Annotated in this window: 19 protein-coding genes; 8 read left to right on the top strand and 11 right to left on the bottom strand. The window is 71.1% G+C overall.

All coding sequences use genetic code 11. The features are described from left to right. Positions 1-45: 45 nt before the first annotated feature. Positions 46-2,298, top strand: a complete 2,253-nt coding sequence (locus L6E10_RS17815) for a helicase-associated domain-containing protein (protein ID WP_236220619.1) — start codon at positions 46-48, stop codon at positions 2,296-2,298. A 190-nt stretch (positions 2,299-2,488) separates the two neighbouring features. On the opposite strand, the gene L6E10_RS17820 is transcribed toward L6E10_RS17815, so the two are convergent. Genes L6E10_RS17820 through L6E10_RS17835 form a run of 4 tightly spaced genes read right to left on the bottom strand, consistent with a single transcriptional unit; the run spans position 2,489 to position 7,627 of the window. Then, positions 2,489-3,094: an ATP/GTP-binding protein gene (locus tag L6E10_RS17820; protein WP_030470877.1), complete on the bottom strand. Its 606-nt coding sequence runs from the start codon at positions 3,092-3,094 to the stop codon at positions 2,489-2,491. Beyond that, positions 3,075-3,845: a DUF742 domain-containing protein gene (locus L6E10_RS17825; protein ID WP_374236870.1), complete on the bottom strand. Its 771-nt coding sequence runs from the start codon at positions 3,843-3,845 to the stop codon at positions 3,075-3,077. The genes L6E10_RS17820 and L6E10_RS17825 overlap by 20 nt, the downstream gene beginning before the upstream one ends. A 30-nt stretch (positions 3,846-3,875) precedes the next feature. Further along, positions 3,876-4,295: a roadblock/LC7 domain-containing protein gene (locus L6E10_RS17830; RefSeq protein ID WP_030470879.1), complete on the bottom strand. Its 420-nt coding sequence runs from the start codon at positions 4,293-4,295 to the stop codon at positions 3,876-3,878. Next, positions 4,292-7,627, bottom strand: a complete 3,336-nt coding sequence (locus tag L6E10_RS17835; protein WP_236220621.1) for a nitrate- and nitrite sensing domain-containing protein — start codon at positions 7,625-7,627, stop codon at positions 4,292-4,294. The genes L6E10_RS17830 and L6E10_RS17835 overlap by 4 nt, the downstream gene beginning before the upstream one ends. 591 nt (positions 7,628-8,218) lie before the next feature. Here L6E10_RS17835 and L6E10_RS17840 point away from each other — a divergent pair. After that, entirely contained in the window at positions 8,219-9,088 is an 870-nt protein-coding gene (locus L6E10_RS17840) for an ABC transporter substrate-binding protein (protein WP_236220622.1), read from the top strand. 127 nt (positions 9,089-9,215) lie between these two features. On the opposite strand, the gene L6E10_RS17845 is transcribed toward L6E10_RS17840, so the two are convergent. From L6E10_RS17845 to L6E10_RS17860, 4 genes are all read right to left on the bottom strand, one after another. Further along, entirely contained in the window at positions 9,216-10,037 is an 822-nt protein-coding gene (locus tag L6E10_RS17845; RefSeq protein WP_236220623.1) for a hypothetical protein, read from the bottom strand. Between the two features lie 85 nt (positions 10,038-10,122). Further along, on the bottom strand, positions 10,123-10,680 hold the full coding sequence (locus L6E10_RS17850; protein WP_236220624.1) for a hypothetical protein: 558 nt from the start codon (positions 10,678-10,680) through the stop codon (positions 10,123-10,125). 166 nt (positions 10,681-10,846) lie between these two features. Then, entirely contained in the window at positions 10,847-11,320 is a 474-nt protein-coding gene (locus L6E10_RS17855; RefSeq protein WP_236220625.1) for a hypothetical protein, read from the bottom strand. 50 nt (positions 11,321-11,370) lie between these two features. Beyond that, positions 11,371-11,955: a hypothetical protein gene (locus tag L6E10_RS17860; protein WP_236220626.1), complete on the bottom strand. Its 585-nt coding sequence runs from the start codon at positions 11,953-11,955 to the stop codon at positions 11,371-11,373. A gap of 108 nt (positions 11,956-12,063) precedes the next feature. Between L6E10_RS17860 and L6E10_RS17865 the strand changes: the two genes are divergently transcribed. The 6 genes from L6E10_RS17865 (at position 12,064) to L6E10_RS17890 (ending at position 17,656) form a co-directional block, all read left to right on the top strand. After that, the gene (locus L6E10_RS17865; protein ID WP_236220627.1) at positions 12,064-13,704 is read left to right on the top strand and encodes a DNA repair helicase XPB; all 1,641 of its coding nucleotides are present in this window, start codon (positions 12,064-12,066) and stop codon (positions 13,702-13,704) included. After that, positions 13,701-14,129, top strand: a complete 429-nt coding sequence (locus tag L6E10_RS17870) for a hypothetical protein (RefSeq protein WP_236220628.1) — start codon at positions 13,701-13,703, stop codon at positions 14,127-14,129. The genes L6E10_RS17865 and L6E10_RS17870 overlap by 4 nt, the downstream gene beginning before the upstream one ends. An 86-nt stretch (positions 14,130-14,215) precedes the next feature. Further along, the gene (locus L6E10_RS17875; RefSeq protein WP_236220629.1) at positions 14,216-14,896 is read left to right on the top strand and encodes a response regulator transcription factor; all 681 of its coding nucleotides are present in this window, start codon (positions 14,216-14,218) and stop codon (positions 14,894-14,896) included. After that, on the top strand, positions 14,893-16,266 hold the full coding sequence (locus L6E10_RS17880; protein WP_236220630.1) for a HAMP domain-containing sensor histidine kinase: 1,374 nt from the start codon (positions 14,893-14,895) through the stop codon (positions 16,264-16,266). The genes L6E10_RS17875 and L6E10_RS17880 overlap by 4 nt, the downstream gene beginning before the upstream one ends. After that, positions 16,263-16,724 (top strand): GerMN domain-containing protein, encoded by a 462-nt coding sequence (locus tag L6E10_RS17885; protein ID WP_236220631.1) that lies wholly within the window; start codon positions 16,263-16,265, stop codon positions 16,722-16,724. The genes L6E10_RS17880 and L6E10_RS17885 overlap by 4 nt, the downstream gene beginning before the upstream one ends. Positions 16,725-16,732: 8 nt before the next feature. Further along, a complete protein-coding gene (locus tag L6E10_RS17890; RefSeq protein WP_236221111.1) occupies positions 16,733-17,656 on the top strand; it encodes an o-succinylbenzoate synthase in 924 nt (307 codons plus the stop codon). Here the strand turns inward: L6E10_RS17890 and L6E10_RS17895 are convergent. The 3 genes from L6E10_RS17895 to L6E10_RS17905 all read right to left on the bottom strand — a co-directional run bounded on the left by L6E10_RS17895 (position 17,637) and on the right by L6E10_RS17905 (position 20,132). After that, positions 17,637-18,725: a CapA family protein gene (locus tag L6E10_RS17895; RefSeq protein ID WP_308102831.1), complete on the bottom strand. Its 1,089-nt coding sequence runs from the start codon at positions 18,723-18,725 to the stop codon at positions 17,637-17,639. The two genes, L6E10_RS17890 and L6E10_RS17895, sit on opposite strands and share 20 nt — an antisense overlap. A gap of 26 nt (positions 18,726-18,751) precedes the next feature. Continuing rightward, the gene (locus tag L6E10_RS17900) at positions 18,752-18,907 is read right to left on the bottom strand and encodes a hypothetical protein (protein WP_236220633.1); all 156 of its coding nucleotides are present in this window, start codon (positions 18,905-18,907) and stop codon (positions 18,752-18,754) included. A 133-nt stretch (positions 18,908-19,040) separates the two neighbouring features. Next, positions 19,041-20,132 carry an XdhC/CoxI family protein gene (locus tag L6E10_RS17905; protein ID WP_236220634.1) on the bottom strand — a complete coding sequence of 364 codons (1,092 nt, stop codon included), beginning with the start codon at positions 20,130-20,132 and terminating at the stop codon, positions 19,041-19,043. Positions 20,133-20,559: the final 427 nt, after the last annotated feature.

Genomic DNA, 20,559 nt, shown 5'->3' on the forward strand with positions numbered 1-20,559 from the left:
ACAGAGCACGACGCGATCTCCAGCGACCCATATACCGTGGTGAGAATGTCCGGCATCACTCTCGCCGACTGGCTGCGCGCCCAGGACGACGCCTCGCTCGTGGCACTGCTGCGCGCGCGTCCGGACCTGGCAACGCCCCCACCTGCCGATATGTCCGTGCTCGCGACACGGGTCGGCACCAGGGCGTCGATCGCGCGCGCCTGCGAGGACCTCGACACGTTCACGCTGGCCGTGCTCGAAGCCCTGGTCGTGCTGGGCGCGGACGCCGCGCCCGTGGCGTTGCCCACACTCGCGGGCCTGCTCGGGCCGGACGTGAAGCCCAAGCCGCTCAAGCAGGCGCTCGCGCGGCTGCGGTCCCTGGCACTGGCGTGGGGCGATGACGACGCGCTGTCGGTCGCGCCCCTCACACGCGAGGCGTTCGGCTCCTACCCCGGCGGGCTGGGCCGGTCGACGGGGCAGACCTACGACCTCGACGGCATCAGCGAGGGCGAGCAGCGCGTCCTGCGGAAGCTCGCCGCGGGCCCGCCCATCGGCGACACCAAGGACGCCTCGCGGATCGTGCCGCTGGAGAAGGCCGAGACGCCGGTGCAACGGCTCCTGGCGCGCGGTCTGCTGCTGCGGCGCGACCCCGGCACCGTGGAGCTGCCGCGGGAGATCGCCCTCGAACTGCGCGGCGAACGCCCGCTCGGCCCGATCCGGGTCACCGAGCCGAAGCCGAAGACCACGGCGTTGCAGCAGTCGAGCGTCGACGCGACCGGTGGTGGCGAGGCCCTGGAGCTCGTCCGGCACGTCGAGAACCTGATCGCGAGCTGGTCCGCCGAACCGCCGCCGGTGCTGCGGACGGGCGGCCTGGGCGTCCGCGACCTGCGCAAGGCCGCCAAGGACCTCGGTGTCGACGAGCAGCGCGCGGCCCTGCTGATCGAGCTCGTGGTCGGCGCCGACCTCGTCGCGAACACCGAGGCCACCGAACCGGAGTGGGTGCCGACGACCAAGGCCGACGTCTGGCTCGCCGCGACGGCCGAGGTCCGCTGGGCCACGGTCGCCCACGCGTGGCTGGAGCTGCCGAGGCTGCCCGCGCTGATCGGCCGCCGCGACGAGAAGGAGAAGCTCTTCACCCCGCTCGCGGACGAGATCCGCCGCGCCCAGGCCCCCCGCGACCGCCGCTGGGTCCTGGAGGCGCTCGGCGCCTTCCCCCGGGGCACCTCGATCGCGAACCCGGCCGACCTCGCCGCGCTGCTCGGCTGGCGCTCACCGCGCCGGGGCGGGCGTCAGCGCGACGAGCTGGTGCGCTGGACGGTCGAGGAGGGCACCGCGGTCGGCGTGCTGGCCCTCGGCGCGCTGACGAGCGCGGGCCGCGTGCTGCTCGACGAGGGTCCCGGCCACGCCGCCAAGTCCCTCGGCGACGCGCTGCCCGCACCGCTCGACCACGTGCTGGTGCAGGCGGACCTGACCGTCGTCGCCCCCGGCAGGCTCGAACCGGAGCTCGCCGACGAGATGGCCCTGGTCGCGGACGTCGAGTCGGCCGGCAGCGCCACCGTCTACCGGGTCAGCGAGGCCACGGTCCGCCGCGCGCTCGACGCCGGGCGCACCGCCGACGAGCTGCAGGAGCTGTTCAAGCTGCGCTCCCGCACGCCAGTCCCGCAGTCGCTGACCTACCTGATCGACGACGCCGCGCGCCGCCACGGCCGGTTGCGCGGCGGCGCCGCGGGCTCGTTCCTGCGCTGCGACGACCCGGTGCTGATCAGCGAGGTCCTCGCGCACCCGGAGGCGGGTCGGCTGGAGCTGCGCCGGATCGCGCCGACGGTCCTGGTCAGCCCGCTGCCGCTGGCCGACGTGCTGGACGGGCTGCGCTCGGCCGGGTTCGCCCCGGCGGCGGAGGGTCCCGACGGCCAGGTCCTCGACCTGCGGCCGGGCGGTCGCCGGACCACCCCGAGGCAGCGCGGCACCCGCAAACCGGCGTCACCGGCCGTGCCCGCCGACGAGCGGCTGGGCGAGTTCGTCCGGCTGGTCCGCGCCGGTGACCGTGCCGCGGCGACGCCGAGGGGTGAACGCGTGGCCGTTCCCGGCCACCTCGGCGCCGGTCCGTCCGCGACCCTGTCCCTGCTCCAGCAGGCCGCACGGGCGCGTCGCAGGGTGCTCGTCGGGTTCGTCGACTCCCACGGCACGGCGGCACAGCGCGTGATCGAGCCCCACGTGGTGGGCGGCGGGCTGCTCGAGGGCTACGACCACAGCTACGGAGAGGTGCTGCGGTTCCCGCTCCACCGCGTCACGTCCGCTGCTTTGGTGGACGAGGACTGACCGCCGGACATCACCCGGTGGAGAGGCACGAATCACCCGTACGTGGTCGTGCAGCGATGCGGTGTCGGTTGACGCGGGCGTAGCCGAAGGCGCCGCGCTGAGCAGGGCACAACGACGAGACGAGCGCTCACCCGCGGGTGGCGCTCGCCTCGTTCGGTTGTCGTGCGGGTCGTACTCCGGCGGAAGGAGTTCAGCCCGCGCGGACGGACATCCACTGGCGCATCGCGTGCTCCACCAGCGTGATGAGCGTCTGCTTGGTCGACTGCCGGTTGCGCGCGTCGCACGTGACGATGGGCACCGACTCGTCGATCGTCAACGCCTCGCGCACGTCCTCCAGCCTGTGGTGCAGGAGGCCGTCGAAGCAGTTGACGCCCACGACGTACGGCAGCTGCCGGTCGTCGAAGAAGTCGATCGAGGCGAACGCGTCGGCCAGGCGGCGGGTGTCGACCAGCACGATGGCGCCGATGGCACCCCGCACGAGGTCGTCCCACATGAACCAGAACCGGTGCTGACCCGGTGTACCGAAGAGGTACAGGATCAGGTCGCTGTCGAGCGACACGCGGCCGAAGTCCATCGCGACCGTCGTGGTGACCTTGTTCGGCGTGGCGGAGAGGTCGTCCACCCCCGCGCTGGCCTCGGTCATCACCGCCTCGGTGGTCAACGGGACGATCTCGGACACCGAGCCGACGAACGTCGTCTTGCCCACACCGAAGCCACCCGCCACCACGATCTTGGCGGAGGTCGTCGGCTTCCGTGCGCCCTCGGCGCCCTGGGGACTAGAGCCTGCGAAGCCCACTGAGCACCCTCTCCAGGAATTCCATGGAAGGCCGGTCCCCCACGACCAGACCGCCCTGGTGAATCAAAACCAAACCCATGCTTGCCATGTCGCCGATCAACACCCGAACGACGCCAAGAGGCAAGCGTAGGAGTGCCGCGACCTCGGCCACCGACCGCGTGTCCACACACAGCCCGCAGATGGACCTGTGCTCGGGAAGAACTGCGGCATCCCGTTCGAGGCCCTTCTCGCTGGTGGAGATCAGCGCCTCGATCGCAAGGTCGTAGTCGGGTCGTGTGCGTCCACCGGTGCGCGTGTAAGGCCGCACCAGTGAACCCGAGTCCGCAGAAGCATTCTCCTCCGGACGCACTTGGGGCTGCGCACCGGTGCTGTACGCCGGCTGCGCGCCGGTGCTGTACACCGGGTGCGGGCCGGTCGTGTACGGCAACTGCTCCGGCACCGCCTCCGGCATCTCGTGCTGGCCGAAGAGGTCCGCACCGGGTCCACCGAACAGCCCGGTGCCGTACCCGTCTATGTCGAACCGGTTCGGCACGTCGTCGTACGGATACGACGACGAGTCGTCCACCTCACGCTGAGACATATCGCCTAGCCCTTGCCCTGTAACCCGCTCATCGTGGGGCGCGTCCTCGGTTTCCTCTAGTTCTTGGGGTATCGCGTCAGGCTCGTCGAACTGGAACCCACCAGAAGCCCACTCCTGGTAGTTGAAGTTCCTACCGAAGCCACGGCCTCTAGCGCCAGATCTACCAGCCATTTGTTCTCACCCCTGAACTTCAGATGAGGTCTAGCGACGGACCACGCCCTGAAGCTGCGCGCGCAGCTCAGGGGTGAGTTGTTGACCGACTCTCTCCACCAACAGCGTCATCTCGTAGGCCACGAGACCGATGTCGCAGTTGGGTGCCGCCAGAACGGCGAGGCAAGAACCGTCACTGATCGACATGAGGAACAGGTAGCCCCGCTCCATCTCGACGACCGTCTGGTTGACCCCGCCTGCCTCGAAGCAGCGGGCAGCACCCTGGGTGAGGCTGACCAGTCCGGACGCGACCGCGGAGAGCTGTTCCGCGCGGTCCCGGGGCAAGCCCTGGGATCCCGCGAGCAACAGCCCGTCCGCGGACACCACAACGGAATGTGCCACGCCGGGCACCCTCCGCACGAAGTCGGTGATAAGCCAACCAAAGCTGCCTGGCTGCGCTGCGGTCGTCACTCCTGCTCCTCGTTCTGCCGGCTCGACTGGTCACCAGCGTATGCCTCGATCAATGCGTGCCGGCCTCGCTTGACACCACTCTGCAGGCTCGACATCCGTCCGCGCACCGCGTCAGCGGAGCGGGGCGGCAGCGGCGGGCGCTGTGCTGTCTGCGACAGGCTCTGCGGCTTGGGTGCTGCAGATCCTGGCACGAGCTGAGCCTTCGGTGTCCGTTTCGGCAATCCTGCCGTCGTCTTCGTCTCCGGCGTCTTGTTCAACAACGCCTGAGCCGCGTGCCATCCCTCGTCGGCAGGCGATTGCCAAGCCGACTCGGAAGTGAGTGCCGCCGCTGGAGTCTCCTCCACAACGGGCTCCGGTTCCACAACTCGCTCCTGCTCGGCGGGTGCGATCACTTCTTCCTCGGCCGCCTTCTGGATCTTCGCGCGCGGCTGGCGCACGGGAAGACCAGCGGCGGACGTGGTCGTGGGCGCCACAGCCGGCACGGGCTTGCGGGTTCGGGTCGGGAGCTCCGGTTCGGGCCCGTCCGAGAGCGGAGGGGTCGTCACCGGCTCGTCGATGTACTCGACCGAACCCTTGTCGGCGCCGCCGAGCCTCGGCTCGACGTGTCCGTTGGTGTCGGCGCGGCCGTCACCCTCGGCGGCCGCCGGGACCGGCTGAGCGGCCGAAGCGGACGTCTCGCTGCCGACGGCCTGGAACCACTGCGACAGGACGGCCTCGTAGATCGGCAGGCGTTCCGTCGGGGCGTCCAGGTCGTGCTCGATCTTCTTGCGCGAGGCGTCCGAGGTGCCGTTGCGGTGTGCCATCCCGATGTCGAGGCGGCCCTCGTCGACCGAGGCGCGCGAGACGCCGTTGGACGAGGCGGGCTCGTCCTCGATCGGGGGAATCGGCACGAACTGCGTGGTCTCGTAGCCCGGCTCGAAGGAGATCTCGCCGGCTTCCTCGTTGCGGTCCTCGTAGGCCGTGAAGAGCGTGGGCTCGCCGAACGACCCCTCGGGCTCCACGGCGGCCAGCTGGTCGCGGCGCCACCGCTCGGACGGCGTCACGTCCTCGATCGGCGGGTCGTTGAAGACCGGGATCGCCGTCGCGCCGGCACCGGTGTCGGTGATCGGGCTCGGGACGAAGCTGACCGGGATGCTCGGGCTCGACTCGTCGATCCGCGGCTGGACGCCCGTGGCACCGCCGAAGGCGCCCGCGATGCCGCTGGCCCTCGTCGCGGTGGCGCCGATCTCCGTCGTGTGCTCGGCCGGGGCCATCGGCGAGGGCATCGCCGGGGCCGGCGCGGACGGCGACATGCCGAACGCGGAGGCGAGCGACCCGGAACCGGACGGCGGGGGCGAGGCCGGAGTCTGGCCGGGGATCGCGATGAGCGTCTCCGGCACGATCACCAGTGCCGTCGTGCCGCCCTCGATGTCCTCGTTGCCGCGCAGGCGGACCTTGATGTCGTGGCGCTTGGCGAGCCGCGCGACCACGTACAGGCCCATCCGGCGGGAGACGGCGACGTCGACGTCCGGCGGGTCCGCCAGGCGGTCATTCGCGTCGATGATCTCCTGGTCGCCCATGCCGACGCCGCGGTCCTGGATCTCGATCGCCAGCTCGCCCTTGCGGGTCTTCGCCGTGCGGACGGTGACCTTGGTGACCGGGTCGGAGAACGCCGTGGCGTTGTCCAGCAGCTCGGCGATGAGGTGCACGAGGTCGTTGACCGCGCGGCCCTGGACGGTGACGTCCGGGGTCTGGCCGACCTGCACGCGGGCGTACTGCTCGACCTCGGAGACCGCGGCGCCGAGGACCTCGGCGGCCGGGACGGGCCGGGTCAGGCGCCGCGAGAGGTCCGTGCCCGAGAGGACCAGCAGGTTCTCCGAGTTGCGGCGCATGCGGGTCGCGAGGTGGTCCAGCTCGAACAGCGAGGCCAGCTGGTCCGGGTCCTGCTCGTCCTGCTCCAGGCGGTCGATCAGGTTCAGCTGGCGCTCGACCAGTGCCTGAGAGCGACGGGAGAGGTTGACGAACATCGCGTTGACGTTGTCGCGCAGGAGGGCCTGCTGGGCGGCCAGCCGCACCGCTTCGCCGTGCACCGCGTCGAACGCGCGCGCCACCTGGCCGACCTCTTCCCGCGTGTGCACCGGCACCGGCTCGACGGCGTTCTTCGCCGCGTTCTCCGGGTCGGGGTCCGCGAGGATCCGCTCGACCGCGTCCGGGAGACCGTGGTCGGCGACGTCGAGGGCGGTGCGGCGCAGCGTGCGCAGCGGGTTGAGGATCGAGCGGGCGACGAACAGCGCCATGAGCAGCGCGAGCGCGAGGAACGCGAGCACCAGGGCGGACGCGATGTACGCCTGGGTCCTGGTGGCGCCCGCGAGGTCGTCCGTCTTGTTCTGCAGCTGCTCGACCAGCAGGTTCTCGACGTCACGCGTCAGGTTGACCGTCAGCGTGGCCGCGATGTCCCACTTCTCGGACGTCAGCTGCGTGAAGTCCTTGCGGCCTGCCTGCTGGTTGACCGCCGATTCCTGCATGTCGTTCGCGGTGTCGACGATGAGGCCGGTGACGGTGTCGTCGTAGATCTTGGCCTGGTCGGGCGTCGCGGACTTGCGGAAGTCGTTGCGGGCGGCTTCGAGCTCGGCGTCGGCCGCCTGCAGGGCGCGCAGCTGGGCCGGCGTGAACGCCTTGCGCTGGAAGACGTCCAGGAGGATCGCCCGCTTGAGCGACTCCTGCTCCTTGATGCGCGCGATGGCGTTCGTGGTCAGGTGCAGTCGCACCAGTTCCGGGTCGTTGATCTCGGAGATCGTCTGCTCACCGAGGTTGATGAGCGTCTCGATCGACTCCGAGTACGTGCGCTGGACGGCCTCGGCGGGGTACTGCGTGTCGCGCACCGAGTTGCGGAGGCTGTTCAGGCGGTTGAGCTGGTTGAACGCGACCTGGAAGCGCTCGACGGCCGCCGGGTTCAGGTCGGAGCTGAGTTCGGCGATCTTGTTGTTGAACGCCTCGGTGGTGTCGTTCACGCGGCGCAGCTGGCGCTCGAGGACGACCCGGTCGACCTTCTTGTTGGACGCGACGTAGCTGACCGACAGGTCCCGCTCGCGCTGGAGCTGCTGCACGAGGTCCGCGACCGCCGTCTCGAGGCGGATCTGGTTCGCGAGGTTGTTGAGCTCCGTCGCGGCCTCGAGGTCGCTGCGCACCCGCAAGCCACCCAGGACGAGCGCGCAGACGGTCGGGATGAGCAGAACGGCGAGCAGCTTCGTGCGCAACCGCCAGTTGCGCAGGCGCCATCCCGCGGATCGGGCAGGTCCTGAACCGGCTCCGGGCGCGACGTCGTGCTTCACCGAGTCCGGTGTCACGTTCATCGTTCCGTCACCCAGCGCAGCCAGTCCGTCACCCGATTCGGGCCTTTCGGAGCGTGTGGTGTCACCCACGCCAAACTGGCTGGGACCTCTCTCACGTCGGGCCACTCTGGGCTTCCTCTTCCAGCAGCAGTGTCCCGGTCTCTCCCCAGGACCGAGCATGGACTCGTCAAACGGGCCGAATTGCAGCACAGAGGTGGTTCGCCCGGTGAGGCGCCCTACCCCGTCTGAAGACACGTCGGTCGACAACAACCTGTGCCACCCGGCGGGGAGCGTAATGGTCACCCCCGGCTCTGGGGAAGTCTCCAGAAGCACTCACCGTATCGAGACGGGGTGTCGTTTCATACGTTCAGGTGGTTAACATCCCCGGTTGTCGGCACGCTGCACCTCCGTCCGAACGCCCTGTTGGGGCTGCGGACGACCTGGTCTGTGGCGACCCTCACTGATCGATTCGATGCTACTCAAGGCCTACCGGCGAGAGGTGCCATGGCTACCCGAGCCAAAGCTCTGCGGCTTGCCGCAGTGCTCATCACGTGTGTTCTGACCGCGAGCTGCGGCCTGTTCGGAAGTTCGTCGAACGGTGGCACCGCGGACATGGAGCGCAACGTCCTGCGCATCGGCGTGCTGCCGGTGGTCGACGTGGCCCCGCTGCGGATCGCGCTGAACGAGAAGCTGTTCGAGAAGGCCGGCCTGCAGGTCAACCTGGTCACGCAGCCCAGCGAGACCGACGCCATCAAGCAGCTGGACACCACGCTCGACATCACGTGGGCCACGCACGTCAGCCTCTTCCGCGCCGTCGCCGAGGGCAGCGAGCTGCAGCTGCAGGGCGAGGCCTACCAGGCCGGTCAGAACTCGATGGCGCTGGTCACGGCCGCGACCTCGGACTACGACGACCCGGGCAAGAAGGCCAACCCGCGCATCGCCGTGAACAACGAGACCGACATCGGCGCACTGACCACGCGTGCCGTGCTGGACACCGCCGCGGTCGAGAAGCAGAAGATCAAGTTCTCCTCGATGCCGTTCGCGGACATGGAGAACGCGCTGACGTCCGGTCAGGTGGACGCGGCCTTCATGATCGAGCCGTTCATCACGAAGGCGCAGCGCAAGATCGGCGCGAAGATCGTCACCGACACCGCGCGCGGCCCGACGCTGGACTTCCCGATGTCCGGCTACGCGTCGTCGAAGAAGTTCGCCGAGGCGAACCCGAAGACGATGAAGGTGTTCCGGGACGTGCTGCGCGACGCCCAGCAGCGCGCGCAGGCCAACAAGCTGGCCGTCCAGGACTCGCTGACGAGCTACGCCGACGTCGACCAGCCGACCGCGGCCCTCGTGTCCGTGGGCACGTTCCCGCTGTCGCTGAACCCGATCCGGCTCCAGCGCGTCGCCGACATGATGGACACCGAGGACGTGCTGTCGGGCCGTCTGGACGTGCAGCAGCTGCTGCCGCCGGGCACCACGAGCTAGCCCTCGGCGGACGCGGGAGAAGGCGGGCCGGTGCTCCGGCCCGCCTTTTCTCGTTCCGCCACCGCGCGCTGCGCGTGAGCACTTCCGTCACGGCACGGGCACCCGCCGGGCCGCGTCGCCCCCGGGGTCACTGACCGCCGAGCGGCGAGACGCAGTACGTGATGCCCGGCGAAGGCTCGGTGTAGGAGACCGCCGTGGCCTCACCGCAGTCGGCGGTGGCGGCCTTCACGACCTTCTCCACCTTCATCGCCTTCTGGACGGAGAACTCGTTGCCGCCCTTGGAGCAGTCGATGACCTTCATGCCCTCCATGTTGATCTTGACCATCTCCTCCTGGTAGCACTTGCCCTCTTCGAGCTTCTCCACCAGGCAGAGCTTCAGCGACGACCTGCGCCGGCCGGTCTCGGTGTACTCGGCGTAGTCCTCGCTCGGGCACGCCTCCGACGCCGAGTTCATGGCCTTGGCGATGATGTAGTTCGCCTCGGGCGCTCCGCACTCGACCTTCTTGTACTTCGGGCTGATCGTGGTGCCCGTGACGCTCGCGCAGTCGCCCGCCTTGGCCGACGGCTCGCCGATGCCGCCGCTCAGCAGGGCCCTGACCAGCAGGACGCCGCCGACCAGCACGACGATGCCGACGAGCGAGCCGATGACCTTGCCGGCACCGCTCTTCTTCGGCGGCGGGCCGTACGGCATCGGCTGTCCCAGGGGCTGACCGGGCATCTGGCCGGGCGGAGGACCGTAGGGGTTCGGCTGGCCGTACGGGTCGCCGGGCTGGCCCGGCATCGGACCGGGCTGGCCGGGCATCGGACCGGGCTGGCCCGGCTGGGCGTACGGGTACCCCTGCTGGGGCGGCTGCCCGTACGGGCCGGGCTGGCCGTACGGCTGCTGCGGCTGGCCACCGGGAGGCGGGCCGTAGGGCCCCGGCTGCTGCGGGTGGTTGGGGTCGGTCACTGGGTTTCCTCTCCGACGGGTGGCGCGGAAGACGGCGAAACCGGAGCCGTGGATCACGACTCCGGTTTCGCCGAGGTGGTACCTGCTACGCGGGGGCGCCGACGCAGTAGTGGATCTTCGCTTCGGGGAACGACCGCGCCTCCTCGGCCTCGGGGCACTGCGGTGCGGCGGCGTCCTTCACGACCTTGGTCACCTTGAAGGCGGCCGACCCGGTGCACTCGACGACCTTGGCGCCGACGCCGCCGACGTTGTCGCCGTAGCACTTGCCCTCGAGCAGGACCGGCGCGAGGCAGAGCTTCGTCTTCGGGCCGCGGCGCTGCGTCTGGGTGTACTCGTCGTAGTCCGTGCCGCAGACCTCGCTCGTGCCACCGGCCTTGGCGACCACGTAGTTCGCCTCGGCGGCACCGCAGTCGACCGGCTTGTACTCCGGGCTGGTCGACGTGCCGGTGATGGCGGCGCAGTCGCCGACCTTCGCCTGGGCGACGTCGCTGGAGAAGTAGTTGAACGCGTAGATCGCGCCGGCGGCGACGAGGAGGCCGACGACGTAGGTCAGGATCCGCTTGCCGATGCTCGACTTCTTCGGCGCGGGCTCCTGGGTGGGCTCCGGCGCGGTCGCGGGCGAAGCGGACTCAGTCGTGCTCATGCGGTTCTCTCATTTCCGAATTACCCCAGATGGCCCATGCCCCCCGACACAGCCGGAGCAGACAGTGCCACGTGGAGCGGAAAACCGCTGGGGCTTTACGGAAACGTTACGGCCGCTTGGATCACGTCGTTGGTCGCGCCGCAGCAAGCGCGCCGCACCCGGGAGGTCACCGCCGCCGGCCGCCGCGCTCCAGGCAGAACGTGACCGCGGGTTCGGGGAAGACCGCCGCGCGGGACTCGCCGCAGGCGGCGCGGTCGGTCTTGCCGGCGATCACCCTGGCGACCTCGACCGAGTCCTCCGTCGCGCAGTCGACCTTCGCGATGCCGGTGTCGGAGTCCTGGCCGTAGCAGGAGCCCTCGACGAAGTTCGGCATCAGGCAGAGCGTGGAGCCGCCCGTGTACGTCGAGTAGTCCATGCCGCCGGACGGACAGGACTTCTCGTTCCACCGCAGGACCTTGGCGATCTTGACGTTCGCCCGGTCGGAACCGCAGTCGAGGGCCTCGTACCTCGGCGCGTCGAGCGTGCCGGAGATGCGCGCGCAGTCGCCGGCCCTGGCCGCGTCACCGCGCTGGGTCAGCACGACCCCGCCGAGCAGCACGAGCGCGAGGACGACGCCGATGCCCAGGCCGACCTTCTTCATGGCCCGGGTATCGGCGCCGTGCGGGTTCGAACTCAACCGGGTTCACCCGATCAGGACCCTTCGTGCACACCCATGCAGTAGACCGACGCCGGCTCGCTGAACCGCAGCTCGCTCGACCCCTCCGGGCACACCGAGCCCTCCTCGGGCAGGCCGTCGACCTTCTTCACGATCTTCACCGGCGACTCGGTGGTGCAGGCTTCCTTCTTGAAGGCGCCGTCGTCGCTCGACGTGTAGCAGTTGCCCTCGGCGAGGTTCGGCATGAGGCACATCGACTTGCCGCCGTCGGCCTGCATCTGCTCGTAGATGCCCTCGGCCGGGCACTGGTCCTCGGCGTTGCCCAGCAGGGCGGCCACCCGGTGGGTGGCGGCGGTGTCGCCGCAGCCCTGCGACGAGATGTTCCACTCGCCGTCGGGCTTGTCGACGTCCTTCGGCGAGGCGCTGACGCAGTCGCCGACCTTGACGCCGCCCAGCGACGTGAGCGCCCACACGCCACCGCCGACCAGCACGACGGCCAGCAGGCCGACGATGACGAACTTCAGCCAGTTCTTCTTGGGCGACTCGTCGGTCCCGGCCTCTTCGGGAGCCGGTGCCACCGCGGCCGGCGGCTCGACGGGATCAGTCGACTCGGTGCTCATGGGCCAGAACGTACGACACGTCGTGTGGGCTCGGTGTGTCGGCTCACACCTGTCGTCACCAGCTGACGCAGGTCGAGCACATTTGGCGTCGTCAGGGAGACTGGGGGCGTGACCGATGGCCCTTTGATCGTCCAGTCGGACAAGACGCTGCTCCTCGAGGTCGACCACCCGCTCGCCGACGAAGCGCGCACGTCCATCGCGCCGTTCGCCGAGCTGGAGCGGGCACCGGAGCACGTGCACACGTACCGGGTGACGCCGCTGGCGCTGTGGAACGCGCGCGCGGCGGGGCACGACGCCGAGCAGGTGGTGGACGCGCTGGTGCGGTTCAGCCGCTACCCGGTGCCGCAGCCGCTGCTGGTGGACGTGGTCGACACGATGAGCCGCTTCGGGCGGCTCGTGCTGGCCAACAACCCCGCCCACGGGCTGGTCCTGCACTCCCACGACCGCGCGGTGCTCGAAGAGGTGCTGCGCCACAAGAAGATCGCGCCGATGTTCGGCGCGCGGATCGACGACGACACGGTCGTCGTGCACCCGAGCGAGCGCGGGCGGCTCAAGCAGCTGCTGCTCAAGGTCGGCTGGCCCGCCGAGGACGAGGCCGGGTACGTCGACGGCGAGGCGCACCCGATCGAGCTGGACGAGGCCGGCTGGAAGCTGCGCGACTACCAGCGGCTCGCGGCGCAGGCGTTCTGGGCGGGCGGCAGCGGCGTGGTCGTGCTGCCCTGCGGCGCCGGCAAGACGCTGGTCGGCGCGGCGGCGATGGCCGAGGCGCAGGCGACCACGCTGATCCTGGTCACGAACACGGTGGCCGGGCGGCAGTGGAAGCGCGAGCTGATCGCGCGCACGTCGCTCACCGAGGAGGAGATCGGCGAGTACTCGGGCGAGCGCAAGGAGATCCGGCCGGTCACGATCGCGACCTACCAGGTGATCACCCGCAAGTCGAAGGGCGAGTACAAGCACCTGGAGCTGTTCGACTCCCGCGACTGGGGCCTGATCGTCTACGACGAGGTCCACCTGCTGCCGGCCCCGGTCTTCCGGATGACGGCGGACCTGCAGAGCCGCAGGCGGCTCGGGCTGACCGCGACGCTGGTGCGCGAGGACGGCCAGGAGGGCGACGTCTTCTCGTTGATCGGGCCGAAGCGCTACGACGTGCCGTGGCGCGACATCGAGGCGCAGGGCTGGATCGCGCCCGCCGAGTGCACCGAGGTCCGCGTGACGCTGACCGACAACGAGCGGCTGCTGTACGCGACGGCCGAGCCCGAGGAGCGCTACAAGCTCTGCTCGACCGCGCGGACGAAGCTCCCGGTGGTCCGGCGGGTGCTCGAGCAGCACCCCGACGAGCCGGCGCTGGTGATCGGCGCCTACCTGGACCAGCTCGACGAGCTGGGCGAGGAGCTGGGGGCGCCGGTGATCAAGGGGTCGACGAAGAACAAGGAGCGCGAGGAGCTCTTCGACAGGTTCCGCAGGGGCGAGCTCCGCACCCTGGTGGTCTCCAAGGTCGCGAACTTCTCCATCGACCTGCCCGAGGCGTCCGTCGCCGTGCAGGTGTCCGGCACGTTCGGCTCCCGGCAGGAGGAGGCGCAGCGCCTCGGCCGGTTGCTGCGGCCCAAGGGCGACGGCCGGCAGGCGCACTTCTACTCGGTCGTCTCGCGCGACACCCTCGACACCGAGTACGCCGCCCACCGGCAGCGGTTCCTCGCGGAGCAGGGCTACGCCTACAAGATCGTCGACGCGGACGACCTGGTCGGATGACCTCCTGGTGGATGTGGAACCCGGCCGGGACCGTGCCTTCGCGGCGGTTCCGGTCGGAGGAGTCGCTGGCCCGCTCCGCCCCGGACACCGACGTGGTCCGGTCCGGCGACTTCACCTGCCCCTCGCAACGCCGCCGCGCCACGGCCGTGCGGTCCGACTTCCTGCGCGTGACCGGAGACCCGGTGCAGGTGGCGCTCGTCGAGCAACGGCTGTGGACGCTGCTCGTGGCGTTGCGCCGGGCCCAGCCGGTGCGCGACGCGCTGGCGTCCGCCGTGCCCAGGCCGGGCAGGGCGGCGCTGGTCGCGGAGCCCTCGCGCGAGCTGGCCGAGTTCGACCGGCGCTTCGACCAGTTCGCGGCCGCGCTGCGGGTCCTGGTCGCGGACCCGACGCCGCAGCAGCTGCGCCACACCGCCGCTCTCGACTAGACCGCCGCCACCGGGTCCCAGCGGTCGTTACGCAACGATGACGCGGCGAGAACGTCCTCATCAGAGGAGTCGGGAAGGCTGGGGGCATGCCGCGCGTACTGCTGATCGAGGACGACGAGGCGGTCCGCGAGGGGCTGTCGCTCGCCCTGACCTACCAGGGGCACACCGTCGAAGCGGTGCGCACGGGTGAGGAGGGGCTCGAGCTGCTGAGGACCGCCACGCCCGACGTCGTGGTGCTCGACCTGATGCTGCCGGGCGTGGACGGGTTCGAGGTGTGCCGCCGCATCCGCGCCGCCGGTGACCTGCCGATCATCATGCTGACCGCGCGCAACGACGACATCGACGTCGTGGCCGGCCTGGAGGCGGGCGCGGACGACTACGTGGCCAAGCCCGCCCAGGCCCGCGTGCTGGAGGCCCGCATCCGCGCCGTGCTGCGGCGGTCGACCGCCTCGGCCACCGAGGTCGTCGCCGAACGCCACGGCGACCTGACGATCGACCGCGACGGTCTCGTCGTGACGCGGCTCGGGCAACCGGTGTCGCTGGCGCCGACGGAGCTGCGGCTGCTGCTGGAGCTGTCCTCGTCGCCGGGCCGCGTGATGTCGCGGCAACAGCTGCTGCAGTCCGTGTGGGACCAGGGCTACCTCGGCGACTCGCGGCTGGTCGACGCCTGCGTGCAGCGGCTGCGCTCGAAGCTGGAGGACGACCCGGCCGCGCCGCGGTACGTCCAGACCGTGCGGGGCTTCGGCTACCGGTTCGGACCGCTGTGACGCTCCGCCTGCGGCTGCTGCTCGCGTTCGCCTTCCTGACCGTCGTGACCGCCTCGGCCGTGGCCGGTGCCGGGTACGTGCGGGCGCGCGACGCCATCGTGCAGCGAGCCCAGGACAACGCCGTCATCGAGACCACGAACCGCGTCGAGCAGCTCTACCCGCTGCCCGCGCGGCCGGTGGACGCCGCGACCCTGGACCGCGTCGCCGCACGGGTCTCCGGCCGCGAGGGCTCGGCGCTGGCGTACGGCAACGGCCTCTTCGCGGGCGGCATGGACCCGTCCGTGATCACGACCGAGCTGCGGGCCCTGGTGGCGTCCGGACGCGTCGGCTGGCAGCGCGTGTCGTACGCGGACAGCGTGTGGCTCGTCATCGGCATGCAGCTGCGGGTGACGGGCGGCGGCACCTCGGGCATCGAGGTGTACGTGCTGAGGCCGTTCACGTCGGAGATCGCGTTCGTCGGCGAACTGGCCCGCAACGCGTGGCTCATCGGCGGCGCCGTGCTGGTCCTCGCCCTGGCCCTGGGCCTGCTGGCGGCCCGCGGCGTCCTGCGCCCCGTGCGCGAACTGCGGCTGGCGGCGTGGAGGCTCGGCCAGGGGGACCTGTCCGCCCGCGTGCCGGTGCGCGGCCGCGACGAGCTGGCGTCCGTGGCGTCGACCTTCAACAGCACCGCGTCCTCGCTGGAGCACCACGTCCTGGAGCTGCGGCGGATGGAGGCGGACGCACGGCGGTTCGTCGCCGACGTGTCCCACGAACTGAGGACTCCTCTCGCCGCGATGACCGCCGTGACCGACGTCCTGGACGCCGAGACGGCGTCGCTGCCGGGAGTGGCCGGCCAGGCGGCGCGGCTGGTGAACCGCGAGACGCTGAACCTGACGCGCCTGGTCAACGACCTGATCGAGGTGACGAGGTTCGACTCGGGCACGGCGGCCTTGGCGCTGGACGACGTCGACGTGGCCGAGGTCGTGCGCGCCTGCCTGCGGATGCGCGGCTTCGAGGTGCAGACGACGCTGCCCACCGACGTGCGGGCGCGCCTGGACCCGCGACGCCTCGACGTGATCGTGGCGAACCTGGTCGGCAACGCCCTGCGGCACGGCTCGCCGCCGGTGTCGCTGGTGCTGTCGGTGTCGGAGTCCTCCCTGGTGATCGAGGTCGCCGACAGCGGGCCGGGGCTGCCCGCGGAGGTCCTGCCGCACGTGTTCGCGCGGTTCTTCAAGGCGGACTCGGCGCGCGGACGGTCGGAGGGGTCGGGCCTCGGGCTGGCGATCGCCTGGGAGAACGCGCGGCTGCACGGGGGGACGCTGGAAGCGGCGAACCGGCCGGGAGGCGGGGCCTTGTTCACGTTGCGGCTGCCGCTGGACGGCGGCTCGTGAGGCGCCGCCGGCTGCGCGGGCTCGGCCTGGTCGCCCTCGCCCTCCTCTCCGCCTGCGGCATCCGCCCCACCGACCCGATCCCCGGCCTCCAAGCTCCGAGCGGCCCCGTCGAGAACACCACCCCGTCGCTCTACTGGGCGTCGCCCGGCGGCACGGTGGTCCCCACCAGCCGTCCCCGGGGCAGCCTCAGCGGCTTCGACGTCATCGCCCTGCTCGCCCAGGGCCCGACAGCGGCCGAGCAGAGCCTCGGTCTCGGCACCGAGGTCCCGTTCGACGCGGCACCGGCCACCATCGACCGCGTCGCCAACGGGCTCGACGTGAACCTCTCGACGGACGTGTCGCAGCTCAGCGGCACCGCCGTCCAGCAGATCGTGTGCACGGTGCTGGGCCTGCAGCCGGTCGGCAGCGTCAACCTGCGCGGGGGTGGGCGTTCGCTGGAGCTGCGCAGGTGCGCTTGAATCGGGCCGTGCACGTCTACTCCATCCCGCTGCGCGCCCGCTTCCGCGGCATCACGCGGCGCACCGGTCTGCTGTTCGAAGGTCCGGCCGGGTGGGGCGAGTTCTGCCCGTTCGAGGAGTACGGGGACGAGGAGGCTTCGGCCTGGCTCGCGTGTGCGCTGGAGGCCGCGAACGAGGGCTGGCCGGCGCCGGTCCGCGACCGCGTTCCCGTCAACTGCACCGTGCCCGTCGTCAGCCCGGAGAGGGCGCACGAGATCGTGAAGCGCTCCGGGTGCTCCACGGCCAAGGTGAAGGTCGCCGAGTCCACGCTCGCGGAGGACTGCGCGCGGCTCGAGGCGGTACGGGACGCGCTCGGGCCGCAGGGGGCGGTCCGGGTCGACGCGAACATGATGTGGGACGTCGACACGGCCGTCACGGCGATCAAGGCCATGGACCGGGCCGCCGGAGGTCTCCAGTACGTGGAGCAGCCGTGCCGGACGCTGGACGAACTGGCGGCGGTCCGCAGGAGGGCCGGCGTCCCGATCGCCGCCGACGAGTCGATCCGCAAGGCGGACGACCCGCTGAAGGTGGCCGTGTCGGGAGCCGCGGACATCGCGGTGATCAAGGTGGCGCCGCTCGGCGGGGTGCGCAGGGCGCTGGAGGTGGCCGAGGCGTGCGGGCTGCCGTGCGTGGTGTCGTCGGCGCTGGAGACGTCGGTCGGCATGGCGGCGGGGGTCGCGCTGGCGGCGGCGTTGCCGGCCCTCGACTACGCGTGCGGGCTCGCGACGGTGCAGTTGCTCGACGGCGACGTCACGAGCGAGTCGCTCACGCCCGTGAACGGCTTCCTGCCCGTGCTGCGCCAGGCGCCGGAGCCCGACCGGATCGCCGAGTTCGAGACGGGTGACCCGGTGTGGGTGGAGCGGTTCGACCGGGTCAGGGCTTGCGCCGGGTGAGTCCCTGGCCGTCGGCGCCCATGCTGAACACGATGCCCTCGGTCCGGTTGATCGCCTGCGTCCGCCGCTCGGTCGCGGGCACCCTGGTGAGGTCGACGAGCCTGATCGGCGGCCCCAGCTCGACCAGTGTCGGGGTGTAGGAGGCCTCGACGACGGACCAGCCCGACGGTCCCTGCTCGAACTTGAAGCGCGCGATCACGCCCTCCTCGGTCACGCCGCGGGGTTCGGCGTGCCGGGCGACCTCGTTGCCCAGGCCGTAGGCGACCCACTTGGAGCCGATCTTCTCGAACGGCTGCACGACGTGCACGTGCGTGCCGATGATCAGGTCGAGCGCGGGATCGGCGAGCAGCTGGCGGGCCAGTGCCTTCTGGTCCGCGGTCGCCTCGTGCTGGTACTCGTTGCCCCACTGCACGGACAGCACGACGACCTCGGCTCCGGCGGCACGCGCGGCGCGGGCGTCGGCGAGGATCTTCGCGGCGTTGATCTGGTTCGCGCGCCACGGCTGGGGCAACGGAATGCCGTTGAAGCCGTAGGTGAACGACAGCTGGGCCACCTTCACACCGCCCGCGTCGAGGACCAGCGGCGCCGTGGACTCCTCCTGCGTGCGGAACGAGCCGGTGTGCTTGAGGCCGACGGCGTCCATCGCGTCCAGGGTCGTCGTGATCGCCGCGACACCGCGGTCGAGCGTGTGGTTCGAGGCGGTCGAGCACGAGTCGTAGCCCACGTCGACCAGGCCCTTCGCCACCTCGGGCGGCGCCAGGAACGCGGGGTAGCCGAAGAACGGGCCCTCCTTGGTGCCGAGCGGCACCTCGAGGTGGCAGAGCGAGAGGTCGGCCTTCAGCGCTTCCTCGATCCCCGAGAACAACGGCCGGAAGTCGCGTCCGGCCGCGCCCCCGTCGGCGACGGCCTGCTCGGTCAGCGCCGGGTGGATGAGGACGTCACCGCCCGCGGTCAGGACGAACGACCGCGCCGGGGGTGGGCCGGAGGAGGTCGGCGGCGGGGCCGGCTCGGAGGTGACCACGACCGGGGAACCGGTGCACCCGGACAGCACGAACCCGGTGACCAGCACCAAGGCGGGCCACCGGGTCGCACGGCTCAGCGCTGCCGCCGGCGTCGCAGGACCACTAACAGCACGACGGCCAGCACAGCGGCCGCAACGGGCAGCACGCGCTTCAACACCGGAACGCCTGCCGTGTCGATCAGGTCGATCGGCTCGTCGGGTACGACTCGGAGATGCTGCTGTTGCGCCACCTCGCCAGGATCCACGGATCCCGGCGTGCTCGCCAGGCATTCCGCGAACTGGCCGACGAGCTCGCCGCTGACCTCGGAGATCAGGCCGCGACCGAGTCGCGCCGGCCTGATCTCCGCGGAACCACCAACCCGATCAGCGGTGGATCGGTTCGCCGAGGTCGACCAGGCGCCTGCCGGTTCCTCCCCACCGCAGGGAGATGATCTCGGCGGCGATCGACACCGCCGTCTCCTCGGGAGTCCGCGCGCCGAGGTCCAGGCCGATCGGCGAGGCCAGCGCGGTCAGCTCCGACTCGGTCAGACCCGCTTCCCGCAGGCGTTGCAGGCGGTCCTCGTGCGTGCGGCGCGACCCCATCGCTCCGACGTAGCCGACCTTGAGCCGCAACGCGACCTCCAGCAGCGGCACGTCGAACTTCGGGTCGTGCGTCAGCACCGCGATCACGGAGCGTTCGTCGAGCTTGGACGCTTCACGCCGCAGGTACCGGTGTGGCCAGTCCACGACGACCTCGTCCGCCTCGGGGAAACGGCTGCGCGTCGCGAAGACCGGCCGTGCGTCGCACACCGTCACGCGGTAGCCGAGGAACGCGCCGAGCCTGGCCATCGCGGCGGCGAAGTCGATCGCTCCGAACACCAGCATGCGCGGCGGCGGTTCGAACGAGTTCACGAAGACGCTCATACCCTCGCCACGCCGCTGACCGTCCGGTCCGTACCGGAGCACGCCGCTGCGTCCCGAGGCCAGCATGCCGCGCGCGTCGTCGGTGACGGCGTCGTCGATCCGTGCGCTGCCGAGAGTGCCGTCACGGCGGTCCGGCCAGACGACCATGCGCCGGCCGACGCCGTCCGGGTGCTCGACCACCGTCGCCACGGCGACCGGTTCCCCGGCGCGCACCGCCTCCACTACCTCGCCGAGCTGCGGGAAGGACTCGGCGTCGATCTTCTCGACGAAGATGTCGATGATCCCGCCACAGGTCAGCCCGACCGCGAACGCGTCGTCGTCGCTCACGCCGTACCGCTGCAGGACCGGTTCGGTGGTCTCCTGCGCCAAGTCGTACACAGCTCCCTCGACGCAGCCGCCGGACACGCTGCCGACCGCCTCGCCGTCCTGCGTCACGAGCATCGCCGCGCCCGCCGGCCGGGGTGCCGAGCTGAAGGTCGCGACCACCGTGCCGACGCCGACCGTCTCGCCGTTCGCCACCCGTTCGGCGAGGTCGTAGAGGACATCACGCACGGCGCACCTCCTCCAGCAGTTCTTCCAGGGCGTGCACGACGTGGCGCTGGACCGGCCGGTAGCCGTCTTCGCCCGCGTGCGGGTCGCCCCGGATGACCTCGTGGCTCACGCGGCGCAGCCCCGCCCCTCGGGGGACTCCACGAGGGTCAGGGTACGACCAGCCTCGTGAGGTGGGGTCGATCAAGCAGGTCCAGGTCACGTTCGGCTGCGCGGAACCCGTGCGGGTCGCGGAGTTCCGGAGCCACTCGTGGTCGGCCGCCGCCGATCCGGCCGCCGAGGGCCCGCGCTTCCACTTCCAGCGGGTTCCGAGGGCAAGGTCGTGTGGTGCGCGTGCTGCGGGACGTCGAGGGCAACGAGTTCCGCCTCGGGTGGAACCCCGGTCCCCCGACCCCGGTTCAGGGTCGGGTTCCGGGTGGTCACCGATGTG

The organism is Lentzea sp. CC55, assembly GCF_021056325.1.
GTDB classification, from domain to species: domain Bacteria; phylum Actinomycetota; class Actinomycetes; order Mycobacteriales; family Pseudonocardiaceae; genus Lentzea; species Lentzea jiangxiensis.